The sequence below is a fragment of the Luteimonas sp. TWI662 genome, assembly GCF_039673825.1.
In the GTDB taxonomy this organism is placed as follows: domain Bacteria; phylum Pseudomonadota; class Gammaproteobacteria; order Xanthomonadales; family Xanthomonadaceae; genus Luteimonas.
In genome coordinates this window covers 92,459-106,353 of record NZ_JBDJMI010000015.1, presented here as the reverse complement: position 1 = coordinate 106,353, position 13,895 = coordinate 92,459, and the positions used below count along the sequence as shown (strand labels likewise).

The 13,895-nt window shown below is 71.2% G+C and carries 14 protein-coding genes and 1 pseudogene; 6 read left to right on the top strand and 9 right to left on the bottom strand.

What is annotated here, in order from left to right; genetic code table 11:
• Positions 1–271 precede the first annotated feature (271 nt).
• The 6 genes from ABE488_RS11880 to ABE488_RS11855 all read right to left on the bottom strand — a co-directional run bounded on the left by ABE488_RS11880 (position 272) and on the right by ABE488_RS11855 (position 3,719).
• Positions 272–562 carry a hypothetical protein gene (locus ABE488_RS11880; protein ID WP_346448552.1) on the bottom strand — a complete coding sequence of 97 codons (291 nt, stop codon included), beginning with the start codon at positions 560–562 and terminating at the stop codon, positions 272–274.
• A gap of 159 nt (positions 563–721) precedes the next feature.
• Entirely contained in the window at positions 722–1,090 is a 369-nt protein-coding gene (locus tag ABE488_RS11875; protein ID WP_346448550.1) for a hypothetical protein, read from the bottom strand.
• A gap of 32 nt (positions 1,091–1,122) precedes the next feature.
• Positions 1,123–2,145 carry an NAD(P)H-dependent glycerol-3-phosphate dehydrogenase gene (locus ABE488_RS11870; RefSeq protein WP_346448548.1) on the bottom strand — a complete coding sequence of 341 codons (1,023 nt, stop codon included), beginning with the start codon at positions 2,143–2,145 and terminating at the stop codon, positions 1,123–1,125.
• 2 nt (positions 2,146–2,147) lie between these two features.
• Positions 2,148–2,678: a protein-export chaperone SecB gene (secB, locus tag ABE488_RS11865; RefSeq protein WP_346441961.1), complete on the bottom strand. Its 531-nt coding sequence runs from the start codon at positions 2,676–2,678 to the stop codon at positions 2,148–2,150.
• Between the two features lie 71 nt (positions 2,679–2,749).
• The gene (locus tag ABE488_RS11860; RefSeq protein WP_346441960.1) at positions 2,750–3,187 is read right to left on the bottom strand and encodes a rhodanese-like domain-containing protein; all 438 of its coding nucleotides are present in this window, start codon (positions 3,185–3,187) and stop codon (positions 2,750–2,752) included.
• Between the two features lie 100 nt (positions 3,188–3,287).
• On the bottom strand, positions 3,288–3,719 hold the full coding sequence (locus tag ABE488_RS11855; protein ID WP_346441959.1) for a hypothetical protein: 432 nt from the start codon (positions 3,717–3,719) through the stop codon (positions 3,288–3,290).
• An 85-nt stretch (positions 3,720–3,804) separates the two neighbouring features.
• On the opposite strand from ABE488_RS11855, the gene oleC reads away from it, so the two are divergent.
• On the top strand, positions 3,805–5,472 hold the full coding sequence (gene oleC, locus ABE488_RS11850; protein WP_346441958.1) for an olefin beta-lactone synthetase: 1,668 nt from the start codon (positions 3,805–3,807) through the stop codon (positions 5,470–5,472).
• Positions 5,465–7,057: a winged helix-turn-helix domain-containing protein gene (locus tag ABE488_RS11845; RefSeq protein ID WP_346448547.1), complete on the top strand. Its 1,593-nt coding sequence runs from the start codon at positions 5,465–5,467 to the stop codon at positions 7,055–7,057. The genes oleC and ABE488_RS11845 overlap by 8 nt, the downstream gene beginning before the upstream one ends.
• Here ABE488_RS11845 and ABE488_RS11840 read toward each other — a convergent pair.
• Positions 7,041–7,958 (bottom strand): annotated as a pseudogene (locus tag ABE488_RS11840) (serine hydrolase). The gene ABE488_RS11845 and the pseudogene ABE488_RS11840 overlap by 17 nt on opposite strands.
• A 358-nt stretch (positions 7,959–8,316) precedes the next feature.
• Between ABE488_RS11840 and oleD the strand changes: the two are divergent.
• The 4 genes from oleD to ubiB all read left to right on the top strand — a co-directional run bounded on the left by oleD (position 8,317) and on the right by ubiB (position 11,982).
• Positions 8,317–9,324, top strand: coding sequence for a 2-alkyl-3-oxoalkanoate reductase (oleD, locus tag ABE488_RS11835; RefSeq protein WP_346448545.1), 1,008 nt, complete (start codon positions 8,317–8,319; stop codon positions 9,322–9,324).
• A 68-nt stretch (positions 9,325–9,392) separates the two neighbouring features.
• The gene (locus tag ABE488_RS11830; RefSeq protein ID WP_047137175.1) at positions 9,393–9,551 is read left to right on the top strand and encodes a DUF1328 domain-containing protein; all 159 of its coding nucleotides are present in this window, start codon (positions 9,393–9,395) and stop codon (positions 9,549–9,551) included.
• 107 nt (positions 9,552–9,658) lie between these two features.
• Positions 9,659–10,303 carry an SCP2 sterol-binding domain-containing protein gene (locus ABE488_RS11825; protein ID WP_346448543.1) on the top strand — a complete coding sequence of 215 codons (645 nt, stop codon included), beginning with the start codon at positions 9,659–9,661 and terminating at the stop codon, positions 10,301–10,303.
• Positions 10,300–11,982, top strand: a complete 1,683-nt coding sequence (gene ubiB, locus ABE488_RS11820) for a ubiquinone biosynthesis regulatory protein kinase UbiB (protein WP_346448541.1) — start codon at positions 10,300–10,302, stop codon at positions 11,980–11,982. Before ABE488_RS11825 ends, ubiB begins: the two co-directional genes overlap by 4 nt.
• A gap of 34 nt (positions 11,983–12,016) precedes the next feature.
• On the opposite strand, the gene ABE488_RS11815 is transcribed toward ubiB, so the two are convergent.
• Together ABE488_RS11815 and ABE488_RS11810 are read right to left on the bottom strand one after the other, a co-directional pair.
• Positions 12,017–12,913, bottom strand: a complete 897-nt coding sequence (locus ABE488_RS11815; protein WP_346448540.1) for a pirin family protein — start codon at positions 12,911–12,913, stop codon at positions 12,017–12,019.
• Between the two features lie 127 nt (positions 12,914–13,040).
• Positions 13,041–13,850 (bottom strand): TatD family hydrolase, encoded by an 810-nt coding sequence (locus ABE488_RS11810; protein ID WP_346448538.1) that lies wholly within the window; start codon positions 13,848–13,850, stop codon positions 13,041–13,043.
• Positions 13,851–13,895 lie beyond the last annotated feature (45 nt).

Sequence of the window (13,895 nt, the reverse complement as noted above, 5' to 3'; positions counted from 1 at the left end):
CGTCGCACTGGGGGTTAAAACACAAACCGGGGGTCTTTGTGCATTTGCGCCGCGCCAATTTCCACTCTGACCCCGGTTTTGGTGCGCCAGGCGGAGTGCTCGCCCGGATCGGGCGGGACAAGCCGTGCCGGACCCCGTTGGATGGGGAGCAGTCCACGTGAATGTGCGGTGGCCTCGCCCCGTCGTGTGGCGGGTTGCCGTGCGCTCGAGACCGCTGCACGTGGGAGGGCGTCATGGCAGATCGGGCGTGGTCGCCAGCCCGAGATGTCGCTCAGCGCAGCAGGCAGGCGATGAAGAGGCAGATCAGCACGGCATGGATCGCCAGCCCGTGCCGACCGGCGAGAATCGTTGCAGGGCGTCGCCGCTGCAGGCGCCAGGCCAGCAGCGCCGAGTGCACCAGCAACAGGCCCAAGGGCCAGGCGCCGAAGAACAGCAGCAGGCCGACCGGGTCGGGGCCATTGCCATCGACAGCACGCGGCGGTTGGTAGTGCAGCAACCAGACTGCCCAGACCGACAGCGCAAGCACGCTGAGCACCAGGCTGGCGCCGTAGTACCGCGCCATGGCGCGGGAGGGCGGAGTGGGCATCATCCGGCCGACCGTCTGGCATCGTCCTGCAGCGACCATCGCACATGGCGCGTGCGTAGGCTCAGGAGGATCCGCGAGTAGGGCAGACAACTCACTTCCACGTTCTCGTAGACCTGCAGCCTTGCGTAGATCGCCTCATGGATCGCGCCGCATGTCGGCGTTCATGACGCTGACGATCGCCACGAGCACGAGAACCCCGAGTGCGATGATGCCAAGGATGAAGACGTAGTCGGTCCAGTCCAGCGACAGTACGAAGAAGCAGCCGGCAAGCACCGCGGCGATTGCAAGGCCGACCATGCACACCACGCCCCTTGCGTCGGTGCCCCGAGGGATGGCTCGCCTTTCGTCTTCGCTCAGGGGCACACGCGTTTCGATCTCGGCGTTCCTGAAAATCGCGGCTGGGGCTCCGAAGGCAGGCGCGATCGCTATCGGGTCCGGCACGATGCCCGCACCGTCAACCGATCTTGACCGCGGTTGCGGGTCCAGCATCGCAGCTGCGGGCATCGCCGCGCATCTTCGCCAGCCGGCAACGCCGCCTAGAACAGCGCCCCGGTGTACTCGGGCTTGCGCTCGCGGGCCATCAGCCGGGCGAGGCCCTCGGCAGGGCTGATCTCGCCGTGCAGCACAGCCTGGACATTGCTCGAGATCGGCAATTCGATCTCGTGGCGGTTCGCCAGCCGCATGACTTCATCGGCCGTCTGCACCGACTCGACCACCTGGCCGATCGCGCGCACCGCATCCTCGAGCCGTTCGCCCCGGCCCAGGGCCAGGCCCAGCCGGCGATTGCGCGACAGATCGCCCGAACACGTCAGCACCAGATCGCCCAGGCCAGCCAGTCCCATCAGCGTTTCCGGGCGACCGCCGATCGCGCGGTTCAAGCGCAGCATCTCGTTGAGGCCACGGGTGATCAGGCCCGTGCGGGCGTTGAGGCCCAATTCCATGCCGTCAGCCGCGCCCGTGGCGACCGCCAACACGTTCTTCATCGCACCACCGAGCTCGGCGCCGCGCATGTCGGTGCCGGTGTAGGCCCGGAAGCTCGGCCCGTGCAGCACATCGGCGACGCTGCGGGCGAAATCCTCGTCCTCGGACTGCACCGTCACCGCAGTCGGCAGCCCGGACGCGACCTCCTTGGCGAACGACGGCCCGGTGACCACGGCCAGCGGCACGTCGTCGCCGACCAACGCGCCGGCGACCTCGTGCAGGAACCGGCCCGAACCCGGCTCGAAGCCCTTGGTCGCCCACGAAATGCCGACGCCGGACGGGCGCAGCGGCGCCAGGTCGGCGAGCGTCTCGCGGAACGCGTGCGAGGGCACCACGACCAGGATCAGCCCGGCGCCGTCGAGCGCGCGCGCCAAGTCGGTGGTCGCGCGCAACCGTTCCGGCAACGGAATGCCGGGCAGGTAGCGCGGGTTTTCGTGGCGCTGGTCGATCGCTTCGACCGTCGCCGCGTCCCGGCCCCACAGCGTGGTGGGGTGGCCGTTGCGGGCGATCAGCGAAGCGAGCGCGGTGCCCCAGGAGCCCGCGCCCAGCACCGCGACGGCAGTCGCGCGGTCGGTCACGCTCAGGCGTTGCCGATCTGGTCGGTGGTCGGCTGGCCGGCCGGCTGCTGGCTACCGCGCTGGCGCAGACCCTCGGCGTACAGCGCGTCGAAGTTGATCGGCTGCAGCAGGAAGGGCGGGAAGCCGCCGGCCTGGATCAGGTCACCGATCAGCTGGCGCGCGTAGGGGTAGAGCACGTTCGGGCACTGCGTGCCCAGCAGCGCGTCGAGCGTGCCGCTGTCGAAACCGGCCAGACCGAAGACGCCGGCCTGCTTGACCTCGGCGACGTAGACGGTGTTGTTGTCGTCTTCGCCGATCGTGCAGGTCAGGGTGATCGCCAGCACGACTTCGTAGGCGTTGTCGCCCACGCGCTGCACGCTCTGGTTGAGGTTCATGTTGAGCTGCGGCTGGGCCTGCTCGTTGAAGATCTGCGGGGCCTTGGGCGACTCGAACGAGACGTCCTTGACGTAGATCTTCTCGACGCTGAACTGCGCGCCGGCCGGCTGTGCCGGGGCTGCGCCGTTGGCGCCGTTGTTGGCCTGTTCTTCGGACATGGGATCGACTCCAGCGATGATGTGGATGAAGCGGATCGCCGATTATGGCACCCGCGGAGGGCGGTCGGCCTTCAGCCGCGGCCCTTGACCAGCGGCAGATCGGCCTGCTGCCAGCCGGCGATGCCGCCATCGAGCACGTAGACGTTCTGGAAGCCGGCCTTCTTCAGGCGCTTGGCGGCGTCGCCGGCAGTGCTGCCGGTCTTGCACACCAGCACGACCGGCAACGCCTTGGCCGCGACGAGCTGCTTGCTCTCCGGGTCGAACTGGCTCATCTGCACGTTCTTGGAGCCGGGGATGTGGCCCTTGCCGAAGTCGGCGCTCGGGCGCAGGTCGACGACCAGCGCGTTGTCGCGGTTCACAAGCGCGGTCAGCTCGGCAGGCCGCAAAGCCTTGAAGCCACGGAACAGCCGCGAGATCTCATTGAAGACGATCGCCACCGTCAGCACGGCGAGGATCAGCGACATCATCTGGTTTCGGCCCAGGAAGGCCAGCAGTTCTTCGAAGTTCACGACACGATTCGCGCAGCGTCAGCGGGCGGCGATTGTCGCACACCGCGCCGAGCGCACCACCCGGGGCCCCGACCGGGGGCAGGGCCGCCGCCCGGGCCGGCTATTCGCCTTCCCAGAAATCCGGCAGGCCGCTGACATTCCACCAGGTGCCGGCGTCCGGGTCCCAGCGCCAGCGCTCGGTGTGGCGCAGCGTGCGTTCGGCCATCGAATGGCGGTTGACCACCCGGATCTCGATCTCGCGCAGGGCCTCGTCCGGTCCGGCCTGGCCGCCGAGCGCGCGGTAGCCGGTGACCTGCAACTGCCCGTAGCGAGCGAACGCCAGCTCGCCCATCGGCCGCTCGGCGCGCACCTCCGGGTCGACCAACTGCCAGGCGCCCTCGATGTCGTTCCAGCGCATCGCGCTCGCCCAGGCGGTCTGTACCCGTTCCAGCGCGTTGCGTTGCTGGCTGCTGCTGGCGCAGCCGCCGATCGTCAACACCAGGGCGGCGATCAGGACCAGCAGCGGCAGGGAGGAGCGGCGGATCGCGCGCATCGGCAGTGTCCAGGGCAACGGGCGTGCGCGCATCGTAGCCGCAACGCCTGCCGGCCGGGCCCGGCACGCCGGTATCCTGTCGCCGATGACGCACCCTGATGCCCCCAGCCCCGCCGTCGAGGCGGTCAACATCGCGGCCGCGTTGCCGCGTCTGGCGCGCGAGCGCCCCACCCAGATCGCACTGCGCTGCCCCGGCCCGGACGGGCGCTATCGCGATGCGCATGCACTCAGCTACGCCGCGCTCGATGCACGCAGCGACGCGATCGCCGCCGGCCTGGCCGCGCGCGGCATCGTCCGCGGCACCCGCACGGTGCTGATGGTGCGGCCCAGTCCCGAGTTCTTCCTGCTGATGTTCGCGCTGTTCAAGGCCGGCGCGGTGCCGGTGCTGGTCGATCCGGGCATCGACCGGCGCGCCCTGCGGCAGTGCCTGGACGAGGCGCAGGCGCAGGCCTTCATCGGCATTCCGCTGGCCCAGTTCGCGCGCGTGTTGCTGGGCTGGGCGCGTTCGGCGGCGATCCGCATCACCACTGGCCACCGCGCCGTGCTGGCCGACGCGACCCTGGCGCAGGTCGAACGTACCGGCGCCGGCGCCGGGCCGCAGTTGGCGGCCACGGCCGCCGACGAGGTCGCCGCGATCCTGTTCACCAGCGGCTCGACCGGCGTGCCCAAGGGGGTGGTGTACCGGCACCGCCATTTCGTCGCGCAGATCGCGATGCTGCGCGACGCGTTCGGCATCCCACCCGGTGGCGTCGACCTGCCGACGTTCCCGCCGTTCGCCCTGTTCGATCCGGCGCTGGGGCTGACCTCGATCGTCCCGGACATGGACCCGACCCGCCCGGCGCGCGCCGACCCGCACAAACTGCACTCGGCGATCGCGCGCTTCGGTGTCGACCAGCTGTTCGGCTCGCCGGCGCTGATGCGGGTGCTCGCCACGCATGGCGCGCCGCTGCCTGGCATACGCCGGGTCACCTCGGCCGGGGCGCCGGTGCCGCCGGACGTGGTGGCGACGATGCTCGCGCTGCTACCGCCGCAGGCCTCGCTGTGGACGCCGTACGGCGCCACCGAATGCCTGCCGGTCGCGGTCGTGGAGGGACGCGAACTGCTGGCATTGCGCAGCCGCACCGAGCAGGGTGCAGGTACCTGTGTCGGCCGGCCGGTGCCGCCCAACGAGGTGCGAATCATCGGCGTCGACGATGCCGCGATCGCCACGTGGTCCGATGCGCTGGAGGTGCCGCGCGGACAGATCGGCGAGATCACCGTCGCCGGACCCACCGCGACCGACACCTACTTCGGCCGCGAGGCGCAGACCCGGTTGGCGAAGATCGCCGAGACGCGGCCCGACGGCAGCGTGCGCATCGTCCACCGCATGGGCGACCTGGGCTATTTCGACAGCGAGGGCCGGCTGTGGTTCTGCGGGCGCAAGGGCCATCGCGTCGTGACCGGCGACGCCACGTTGTGCACCGAGCAGGTCGAGCCGGTGTTCAACGTCCACCCCGATGTCGCACGCACCGCCCTGGTCGGCGTGGGCCCCGCCGGTCGCCAGACCCCAGTGCTGTGCGTGGAGCCGCGGCCGGGCGTGGGCAAGACCGAGCACGCGCGCATCGCCGACGAATTGCGCCATATCGGTGCCGGCTTCGTGCACACCGCCGGCATCGCGACGGTGCTGTTCCACCCGCGCTTCCCGGTCGATATCCGCCACAACGCCAAGATCGGCCGCGAGACGCTGGCCGCCTGGGCCGCCGCCCGTGTCTGAGCCCGCCGCCGCGTCGCCTGCGCACTATCGTCTCGACGATCTGCGCATCGACGTGGCCCGGCAGCGGGTGGTGCGCGACGACGGCCAGGTGCTGGAGGTGGCCGGGCTCAGCTTCCGCCTGCTGCACTACCTGTTGAAGCAGGGCACGCGGGTCGTTGGCTTCGACGAACTGATCGCACAGGTCTGGGCGCCGGCGCTGGTCGGCGAGGACACCGTCACCCAGCGCGTGCGCCTGCTGCGCCAGGCGCTCGGCGACGACGGGCGCCGGGCGCGTTACCTGCGCTCGGTGCGGGGCTGCGGTTATCAGCTGTGCAGCCCGCCACATCCGGACGACGATGCGCTGCGCGTGCCCGGCGTTCGCCGCAGGCGGCTCGTTGCCGGCGCGGTGCTGGCGCTGCTGCCGGTGATCGCCGCGATCGGCTGGTGGTCGTGGCCGAGGCCGGCCGCGCAGGCGCTGTCGCCGCTGCTGCAGCGTGCCGACTACTACGCCCGCATCGGCCAGCGCGAGAACAACGCGCGTGCGCTCGCGCTGTACCGGCAGCGCCTGCAAGAAGCGCCCGACGACGTGCAGGCCGCGTTGGGCCTGGCCCGCGCGCATGCCGCGCGGCTGTGCCTGTATGGCGGCGACCCCGCCGATGCCGACCGCGCGCAGGCGCTGGCCGAACACGTGCTCGCGCGCCAGCCGCGCCTGGCGGCCGCGCACGCCGCGTTGGCCTATGCCCACGACTGCCGGGGTGAGGTGGCCACGGCGCTGGCCGGCTACGAACGCGCAGTGGCGCTGGACCCCGACGACGATGCCGCGCGGGCGTCGGCCGCTTATCTGTACGCGCGCCAGGGCCGGCTGGCCGATGCGCTGGCGGCCAACCTGGCCATGCACCGTCCCGAGGACGCGCGGTTCCTGGCGCTGCAGATCGCCGCCGACCGCGACCTGCTCGGCTATGCCGATGCGGCCGAAGGACGCTACCGCCGCAGTTTCCAGCTCTACCCCGACAAGGTGTTCTCCAACCTTGCCTGGCCGAGCTTCCTGCACCGCCACGGGCGCGACGTCGAGGCGCGGGCGGCGCTGGACGAAGCCTTGTCGCGCGGCACCGACCACGCTGGCTTGCAGCTGCTGGCCGCCGAGTTGGCCTTGCAGCGCGGCGATCTCGATGCCGCGCGGCACGCGGCGCAGCGCGCGCGTGCGCTCAAGCCGCACGCGAGCCTGCCAGCGACGGTCGCCTGGATCGTCGGGGCCGAGCCGCGGCCCGCGGCGCCGGCACTGCGCGCACGCAGCGCCGCGCTGCGCACGGGGCTGGCCGCCGGCGCCGATCCGCTGGATGGACTCGATGCTGCGCTGCTGGCGTCGCTGGCGTCGCTGGCCGGCGACCGCGCCGCGGCGCTCGAGGCGTTGGACGCCGCGGTCACGGCCGGCCACCGCGATGCGGACTACCTTCGGGTCTCGCCGCTGTTCGCCGACCTGCGCGGCGCGCCGGGCTTCGCCGCAGTGCTGGCGCGGATCGATGCCGGCATCGCGCACGAGCGGGCGCGCGTGCGCGCCGCCGGGCGCCTGCCGGCCGACGCGGTCGCGGTCACGGCAGCGCGCTGAGCACGTAGTCCGACAACAAGGCCCGGGTCTGCGTGTGCATCCCCGGCCGGTTGTAGTGGGTCCGGGTCACGACCACGACCAACTGGCCTTCGGGGATGACGAAGACCGCGTTGCCGCCATTGCCCGACATCGTCCAGACCTGCCACCGCCGCGCGCCCGCGGCGACATCGAAGCGCCACAGCTGATACCCGTAGTCGGCGTCGAACGGCGTGCGTGCGCGCGGCTGCAGCATCGCGTCGATCCACGCCGCCGACAGGATGCTGCGGCCTTGCCAGCGTCCGCCATCGGCCAGCAACTGGCCAAGCCGGGCGAGATCCCGGCTGCGGTATCCAGTGCCGCCGCCACCCATGCCGGTGCCTTCTGGCGCGCGCTTCCACGTGGCCTCCGCGATGCCCAGCGGTCGCTCCAGCGCGTCGCGCGCGAAGTCGGCCAGCGGCCTGCCGCTGACGCGCTCGACGATCGCGCCCAGCAGCAGGCTGTTGGCGGTGCAGTAGGCGAACGCCCGCCCATACGGACTGTCGGCCGGCCGCGTCTGCCACGGCGCGTAGCCGCGCTCGGGCAGGTCGAGCGCAAAACCCGTCCAGTCCGCGCTCACGTACATGCGTTCTTCGTGGCCGCTGGAGAACGTGTTGTTGTCGTCGCACTCTCACTGCGCGCTCATCGTCAGCAGGTCCTCGACGGTCGTCGCGTCCTTGAACGCGCCGGGATGGGCCGGCCGGCGGTCGGGAAAGAAGCCCAGCACCGGCGCTCGGACATCGGCGATCAGGCCGCGATCGAGCGCCGCGCCCACCAGCAGCGCGGTCACGCTCTTGGTCAGCGAGCGGGTGTCGTGCAGCGTGCCGCGCTCGGCGCCGTCGAAGTAGGCCTCGTGGATCAAGGCGCCGCGGTGGACGACCAGCACGCTGGTGGCGTCGGGCGCCGCGCCTGCTTGGATCGCGGCATCGAGCGCCGCCAGTTGTGCGGCGTCCCAGCCCAGCCGGGCGGGATCGGCCACTGGCCAGCCGTCGTCCAGCGCCGGGGGGATGCGGTGGCGACGGACAGCGGGCAGGCGAGGGCGGCCAGCAGAAGCAGGCGCGGGAGGATGGACATCGTCGGCACTCCGTTGGGGAAGTGGCCAGCCCACCAAAGCGGCGGATGAAGTGCCCGGTGGTGGGATGAAGGTTTCTGAAGGGCTTGCCGATCAAGCGCTTGCGCGCGCCTGCGTCGCCAGCCCGGCAGGCGCCCGCTATCGTGTGCGCTCCTCAAGCGTGGAGCGCGACATGCAGATCCTGGTCACCGGCGGCGGCGGCTTCCTCGGGCAGGCGCTGTGCCGCGGCCTGGTCGCGCGCGGCCACACGGTCGCCAGCTTCAATCGCGGCCACTATCCCGAACTCGAAGCCCTGGGCGTGCGCCAGATCCGCGGCGATCTCGCCGACCGCGACGCCGTGCGCGCGGCGACGGCCGGCATGGACGCGGTGTTCCACAACGCCGCCAAGGCGGGCGCGTGGGGGGACTACGACAGCTACCACCAGGCCAACGTCGTCGGTACCCAGCACGTGCTCGACGCCTGCCGCGCGCACGGCATCGGACGGCTCGTGTACACGTCCACGCCGAGCGTCACCCATCGCGCCACGCATCCGGTCGAGGGCGGCACCGCCGACACCGCGCCCTACGGCGAGGGGTTCAAGGCGCCGTACGCGGCGACCAAGGCGATCGCCGAGCGTGCGGTGCTGGCGGCCAACGGCCCGGACCTGGCGACGGTCGCGCTGCGACCTCGGCTGATCTGGGGGCCGGGCGATCAACAACTGTTGCCTCGCCTGGTCGAGCGGGCCCGTGCCGGCCGGCTGCGCTTCGTCGGCGACGGCGAGAATCGCATCGACACCACCTACATCGACAATGCCGCGCAGGCGCACTTCGACGCCCTCGCGCATTTGGCGCCGGGCGCGGCCTGCGCCGGACGCGCGTACTTCATCAGCAATGGCGAGCCGACGACGGTGCGCTGGATCGTCAACGCGCTGCTCGAGGCGGCCGGAGCCCCGCCGGTGCACAAGACGATCCCATTCCGCGCGGCCTATGCGGCAGGCGCGGTGTGCGAAACGCTCTGGCCACTGCTGCGCCTGTCCGGCGAGCCGCCGATGACGCGTTTCCTCGCCGAGCAGTTGAGCACCACGCATTGGTACGACATGGCGCCGGCGATGCGGGATTTCGGCTACCGGCCCGCGGTCTCCCTTCACGACGGTCTCATTCGACTGAAAGATTCGTGGAAGTCCTGCTCAGCCATCACCTGATCGCGACCTGAGCGGGCATACGGTGGGTCCCGCAGCCGCTACTGGCCGAAGCCCACCAGGAGACCACCATGCTCAGATATGCCGTCATCTTCCTCGTCGTCGCCATCATCGCCGGTGTCCTCGGCTTCAGCGGCGTGGCCGGTGCCGCCACCAATATCGCCTGGATCCTGTTCGTGGTGTTCCTGATCCTGGCCGTGATCTCGATGCTGCGCGGACGAGGGGTCTGACGCCCCGACCGCACCGTCGCGATGACGCAAAGGGCCCGCCACCGGCGGGCCTTTTTGCGTTGGGTTGGGCAAGCGCCCTGGCCTAGGCCCGACGCTACAATCGCGTCATGGCCGACCTTCCGTTCTCTCCGTTCTCCGTGCTCAAGCCGATGGCCGGCCGCGCGCTGGAGACTGCGCTCAACCGCGCGATCGCGCTCGATGCCGACACCGGGGCGGCGCTGCGCGCGCTCGACGGCCAGCAGATCGCGCTCGCGCTGAGTGCGCCGCCGCTGGCGTTGACGTTGCGCGTGGACGGCGAGCGCTTGCGCGTGGGCCCGCCCGATCCCGAGGTCGAGGCCGACCTGTCGGTGCGGACCACGCTGGCCGGCGCGCTCGGCCAGCTGCCGTTCCTGCGTCGCGGCGATGCGCCGCCGATCGGCCAGGTCCGGGTCTCGGGCGATGCCGAGCTCGCGCGCCGGCTGCAACGCCTGGCCGCGGGCTTCGACCCCGACTGGCAGCGGCCGTTCGTCGCCGTGCTCGGCGAGGTGGTCGGCGTGCAGGTCGCCAACGCCTTCGCCACGGCGCTGCGCCAGGCGCAGGAGGTCGGCCGCAACCTGGCCGAGAGCGCGGCCGAGTACGTGACCGAGGAGTCGCGCGATGTGGTGCCGCGCGCCGAGCTCGAGGCCTTCTATGACGATGTCGACGGCCTGCGCGACGATATCGAGCGGCTCGCGGTGCGGGTGGCGCGGCTCGGTCGCGGGACCGCCGCATGAAGGGCCTGCTGCGCGCTTCGCGCATCGGCCGGGTGCTGCTGCGTTACCGGCTCGACGACCTGCTCGACGGCACGCCGGCCGAACGCTGGCTGCGGCTGGCGCGGCCATTCGTGCCGCGGGCCTCAGCCGCGATCGCGGCGCAGTCGCGCGGCGCCCGGCTGCGGCTGGCGTTGCAGGAACTCGGTCCGATCTTCGTGAAGTTCGGACAGATCCTCTCGACCCGTCGCGACATCGTGCCGCCCGACATCGTCGACGACCTGGCGCTGCTGCAGGACCGGGTGGCGCCGTTCGACGGCGCATTGGCGCAGGCGATCGTCGAGCGCGAACTGGCGATGCCGATCGCGCAGGCCTTCGTCGCCTTCGACCCGGTGCCGCTGGCCTCGGCATCGATCGCCCAGGTGCACGCGGCGATGCTGCCCGGCACTGCCGACGGCCCGCCGCGCGAGGTCGTGGTCAAGGTGCTGCGTCCGGGCATCGAGAAGCAGATCGCCGCCGACGTCGCGCTGCTGCGCAATCTCGCCGCGCTGGTCGCGCGCACCCATCCCAACGCCGACAAGATCCGCCCGCGCGAAGTCGTGGCCGAGATCGAGAACACCCTCGCCGCCGAGCTCGATCTGCAGCGCGAAGGCGCCAACGCCTCGGTGCTGCGGCGCTTCTGGGCGCAATCGAGCGATCTTTACGTGCCGGCGCCGGTCTGGGAGCGCACCGCCCAGCGCGTGCTCACGCTCGAGCGCGTGTACGGCATTCCCAGCGACGACATCGCCGCGCTCGACGCGGCCGGCATCGACCGGTCCGCGCTGGCGGCCAAGGGCGTGCGGGTGTTCTACACCCAGGTCTTCCGCGACAACTTCTTTCACGCCGACGCGCACGCGGGCAACATCTGGGTCGATCCCGAGCGCACGACCAATCCGCGCTTCATCGCGCTCGACTTCGGCATCATGGGCCAGCTCTCGCGCGAGGATCAGTACTACCTCGCCGAGAACTTCATGGCGATCTTCCGCCGCGATTACCGCCGCATCGCCGAGCTGCACGTGCAGGCGGGCTGGATGCCCGCGCATCTGCGCATCGACGAGCTCGAGGCGGCGGTGCGTGCGGTCTGCGAGCCGTACTTCACCAGGCCGCTGTCGGAGATCTCGCTGGGCGAGGTGCTGGGCAAGCTGTTCCGCACCGCGCAGCGCTACGAGCTGACATTGCAGCCGCAGCTGATCCTGCTGCAGAAGACCCTGCTGAGCATCGAGGGCATCGGCCGGCTGCTCGACCCGAAGATCGATATCTGGGCCGTTGCCCGCCCGGTGCTCGAGCGCATCCTCATCGAGCGCTACAGCCCGCCGCGGCTGCTGCGCGAGTTCCGCGACCGCCTGCCCGAACTGGTCACGCGCGCGCCGGAGATGCCGCAGCTGCTGCACGCCTGGCTCAAGCAGCAGGTCGAGGGCCGGCACGAGTTGCGCATGCGCTCCGACGACCTGGCGCTGCTGACCACCACGATGCAGGGTATGCAGCGGCGCGTGGTCGCGGCGATCCTCGGCGTGGGCCTGCTGATCGTCGCGGCGGTGCTCTACGCGCTCGAGGCCGGCGGCCCGCGGGTGGGCGGCCTGCCGGTCGCGACCTGGGTCGCGGGCATCGGCGGCGTCTGGGCCTTGCTCGCGGCCTGGCCGCGGCGCGGACGCCTGTTGCGGTAGCTGTGCCCGCGGGTGAGGTCGTACGCCGCCCGCGTTACGACATCGCCGGGGGCGCCGGAAACGGCATGTTGTCGGGAAGCGGAATGAACTCCGCATCGTCGGCGTCCGGCAGTTTCATCCGGCCGGCTTTCCAGTCCGCCGCCGCTTGCGCCAGGCGCTCGCGCGAGGACGAGACGAAGTTCCAGTAGATGAAGCGTTCGCCGATCGGTTCCCCGCCCAGCACCATCACTGTGGCCTGCTCGGCGGCGCGCACGCGAGAGGCTACCGCGTCCAGCACCAGCATCGTCCCGGCGCCGTAGCGCGCGCCGTCCAGTTCCACCGCGCCGGTGGCGACATAGAGGCCGCGTTCCCGGTGACCGCCTGGAATCTCCGCGACCGCGCCGGGGGCGAGTTCGAGATGGGCGTAGAACAGCGGCGAGAGCGTCTTGGCGCCCGCGCTCAGTCCGTAGGCGCTGCCGGCGATGAGATGCCCGGTGACGCCCGCCTCGTCCCATTGCGGCAGTTCGTGCCCGGCGTGATGCGAGAACGAGGGCGCGATCTCCTCCTGCCCATCGGGCAACGCCACCCAGGCCTGGATGCCGTGCACACAGTCGCCGTGCTGGCGCGCGTGGTCGAAGCGCTCACTGTGGGTGATGCCGCTGCCGGCGGTCATCCAGTTCACCTCGTGCGGCTTGACCGCCTGGGCGTAGCCGAGGCTGTCGCGGTGCATGATCTGGCCGGAGAACAGATAGCTCACGGTCGACAGCCCGATGTGCGGATGGGGACGGACATCGACGCTGCGATCGATGCCGGCGGGCAGATCGACCGGCCCCATGTGGTCGAAGAACACGAAGGGCCCGATCATGCGTCGCTTGGCGAACGGCAGCACCCGGCCGACCGAGAAGCCGCCCCCCAGGTCGTGGCGGCGCTGCGGAATGATCATCTCGATCATGCGATCTATCCTGATGGCAGAGTGGCGAGCATCGCATGCTCGCCCCCTGCGGTGCTTCGCGCCGCTTGTGCGGATGCCGGGCCGTGTGCCCGGATCACCAGCATCGCGATGCTGCGCAGACCTGCGATCAATCCAGACCGAAGAACGCAGCTGCCGTGGTCGTGGTGGCCGCGGCCACGGCCTCGGGCGTCTGGCCGCGGTCGCGCGCGAGCTCGGCGACGATGTGCGGCAGGAATGCCGGCTCGTTGCGGCGGTCCTTGGGCATCGGGTCGAGCGTGCGCGGCAGCAGGTACGGGGCGTCGGTCTCGACCATCAACCGGTGGGCGGGGATGTTGGGCACCAGTTCGCGCAGGTGGCGGCCACGCCGCTCGTCGCACAGCCAGCCGGTGATGCCGATGTGCCAGTCGCGATCCAGGCAATCGAACAGTTCGCGCTGGCCGGCGGTGAAGCAGTGCACGACCGCCGGCCCGATGCGGCCCTCGAAGTCCTTCATGATCGCGACGAAGTCCTCGTGTGCGTCGCGCTGGTGCAGGAACAGCGGCTTGGGCGTGCCGGCGGCGGCGAGATCGGCCGCGATCTGCAACTGGCGCTCGAAGGCGCGGCGTTGCGCCGGCCGCGGCGAGAAGTCGCGGAAGTAGTCGAGCCCGCATTCGCCCACCGCCACCACCTCGGCGTGCGCATGCAGCGCGCGCAGTTCGGCGTCGCATTCCTCGGTGTACTCGGCCGCGTGGTGCGGATGCACGCCGGCGGTCGCGTACAGCACGCCGGGGTGCTGGCGCGCGAGCTCGAGCGCCTTGGGCGAGTGCTCGCGGCTGGCGCCGGTGACGATCATCCGGGTCACGCCGGCATCGCGCGCGCGCGCCAGCACGGCGTCGCGGTCGCGGTCGAAGCTGTCGTGGGTGAGATTGGCGCCGATGTCGATCAGGGGCGGGGTCACGCGCGAGCACCTTGGGAACGGGCTGCGCATTGTAGGCCGTGGGTC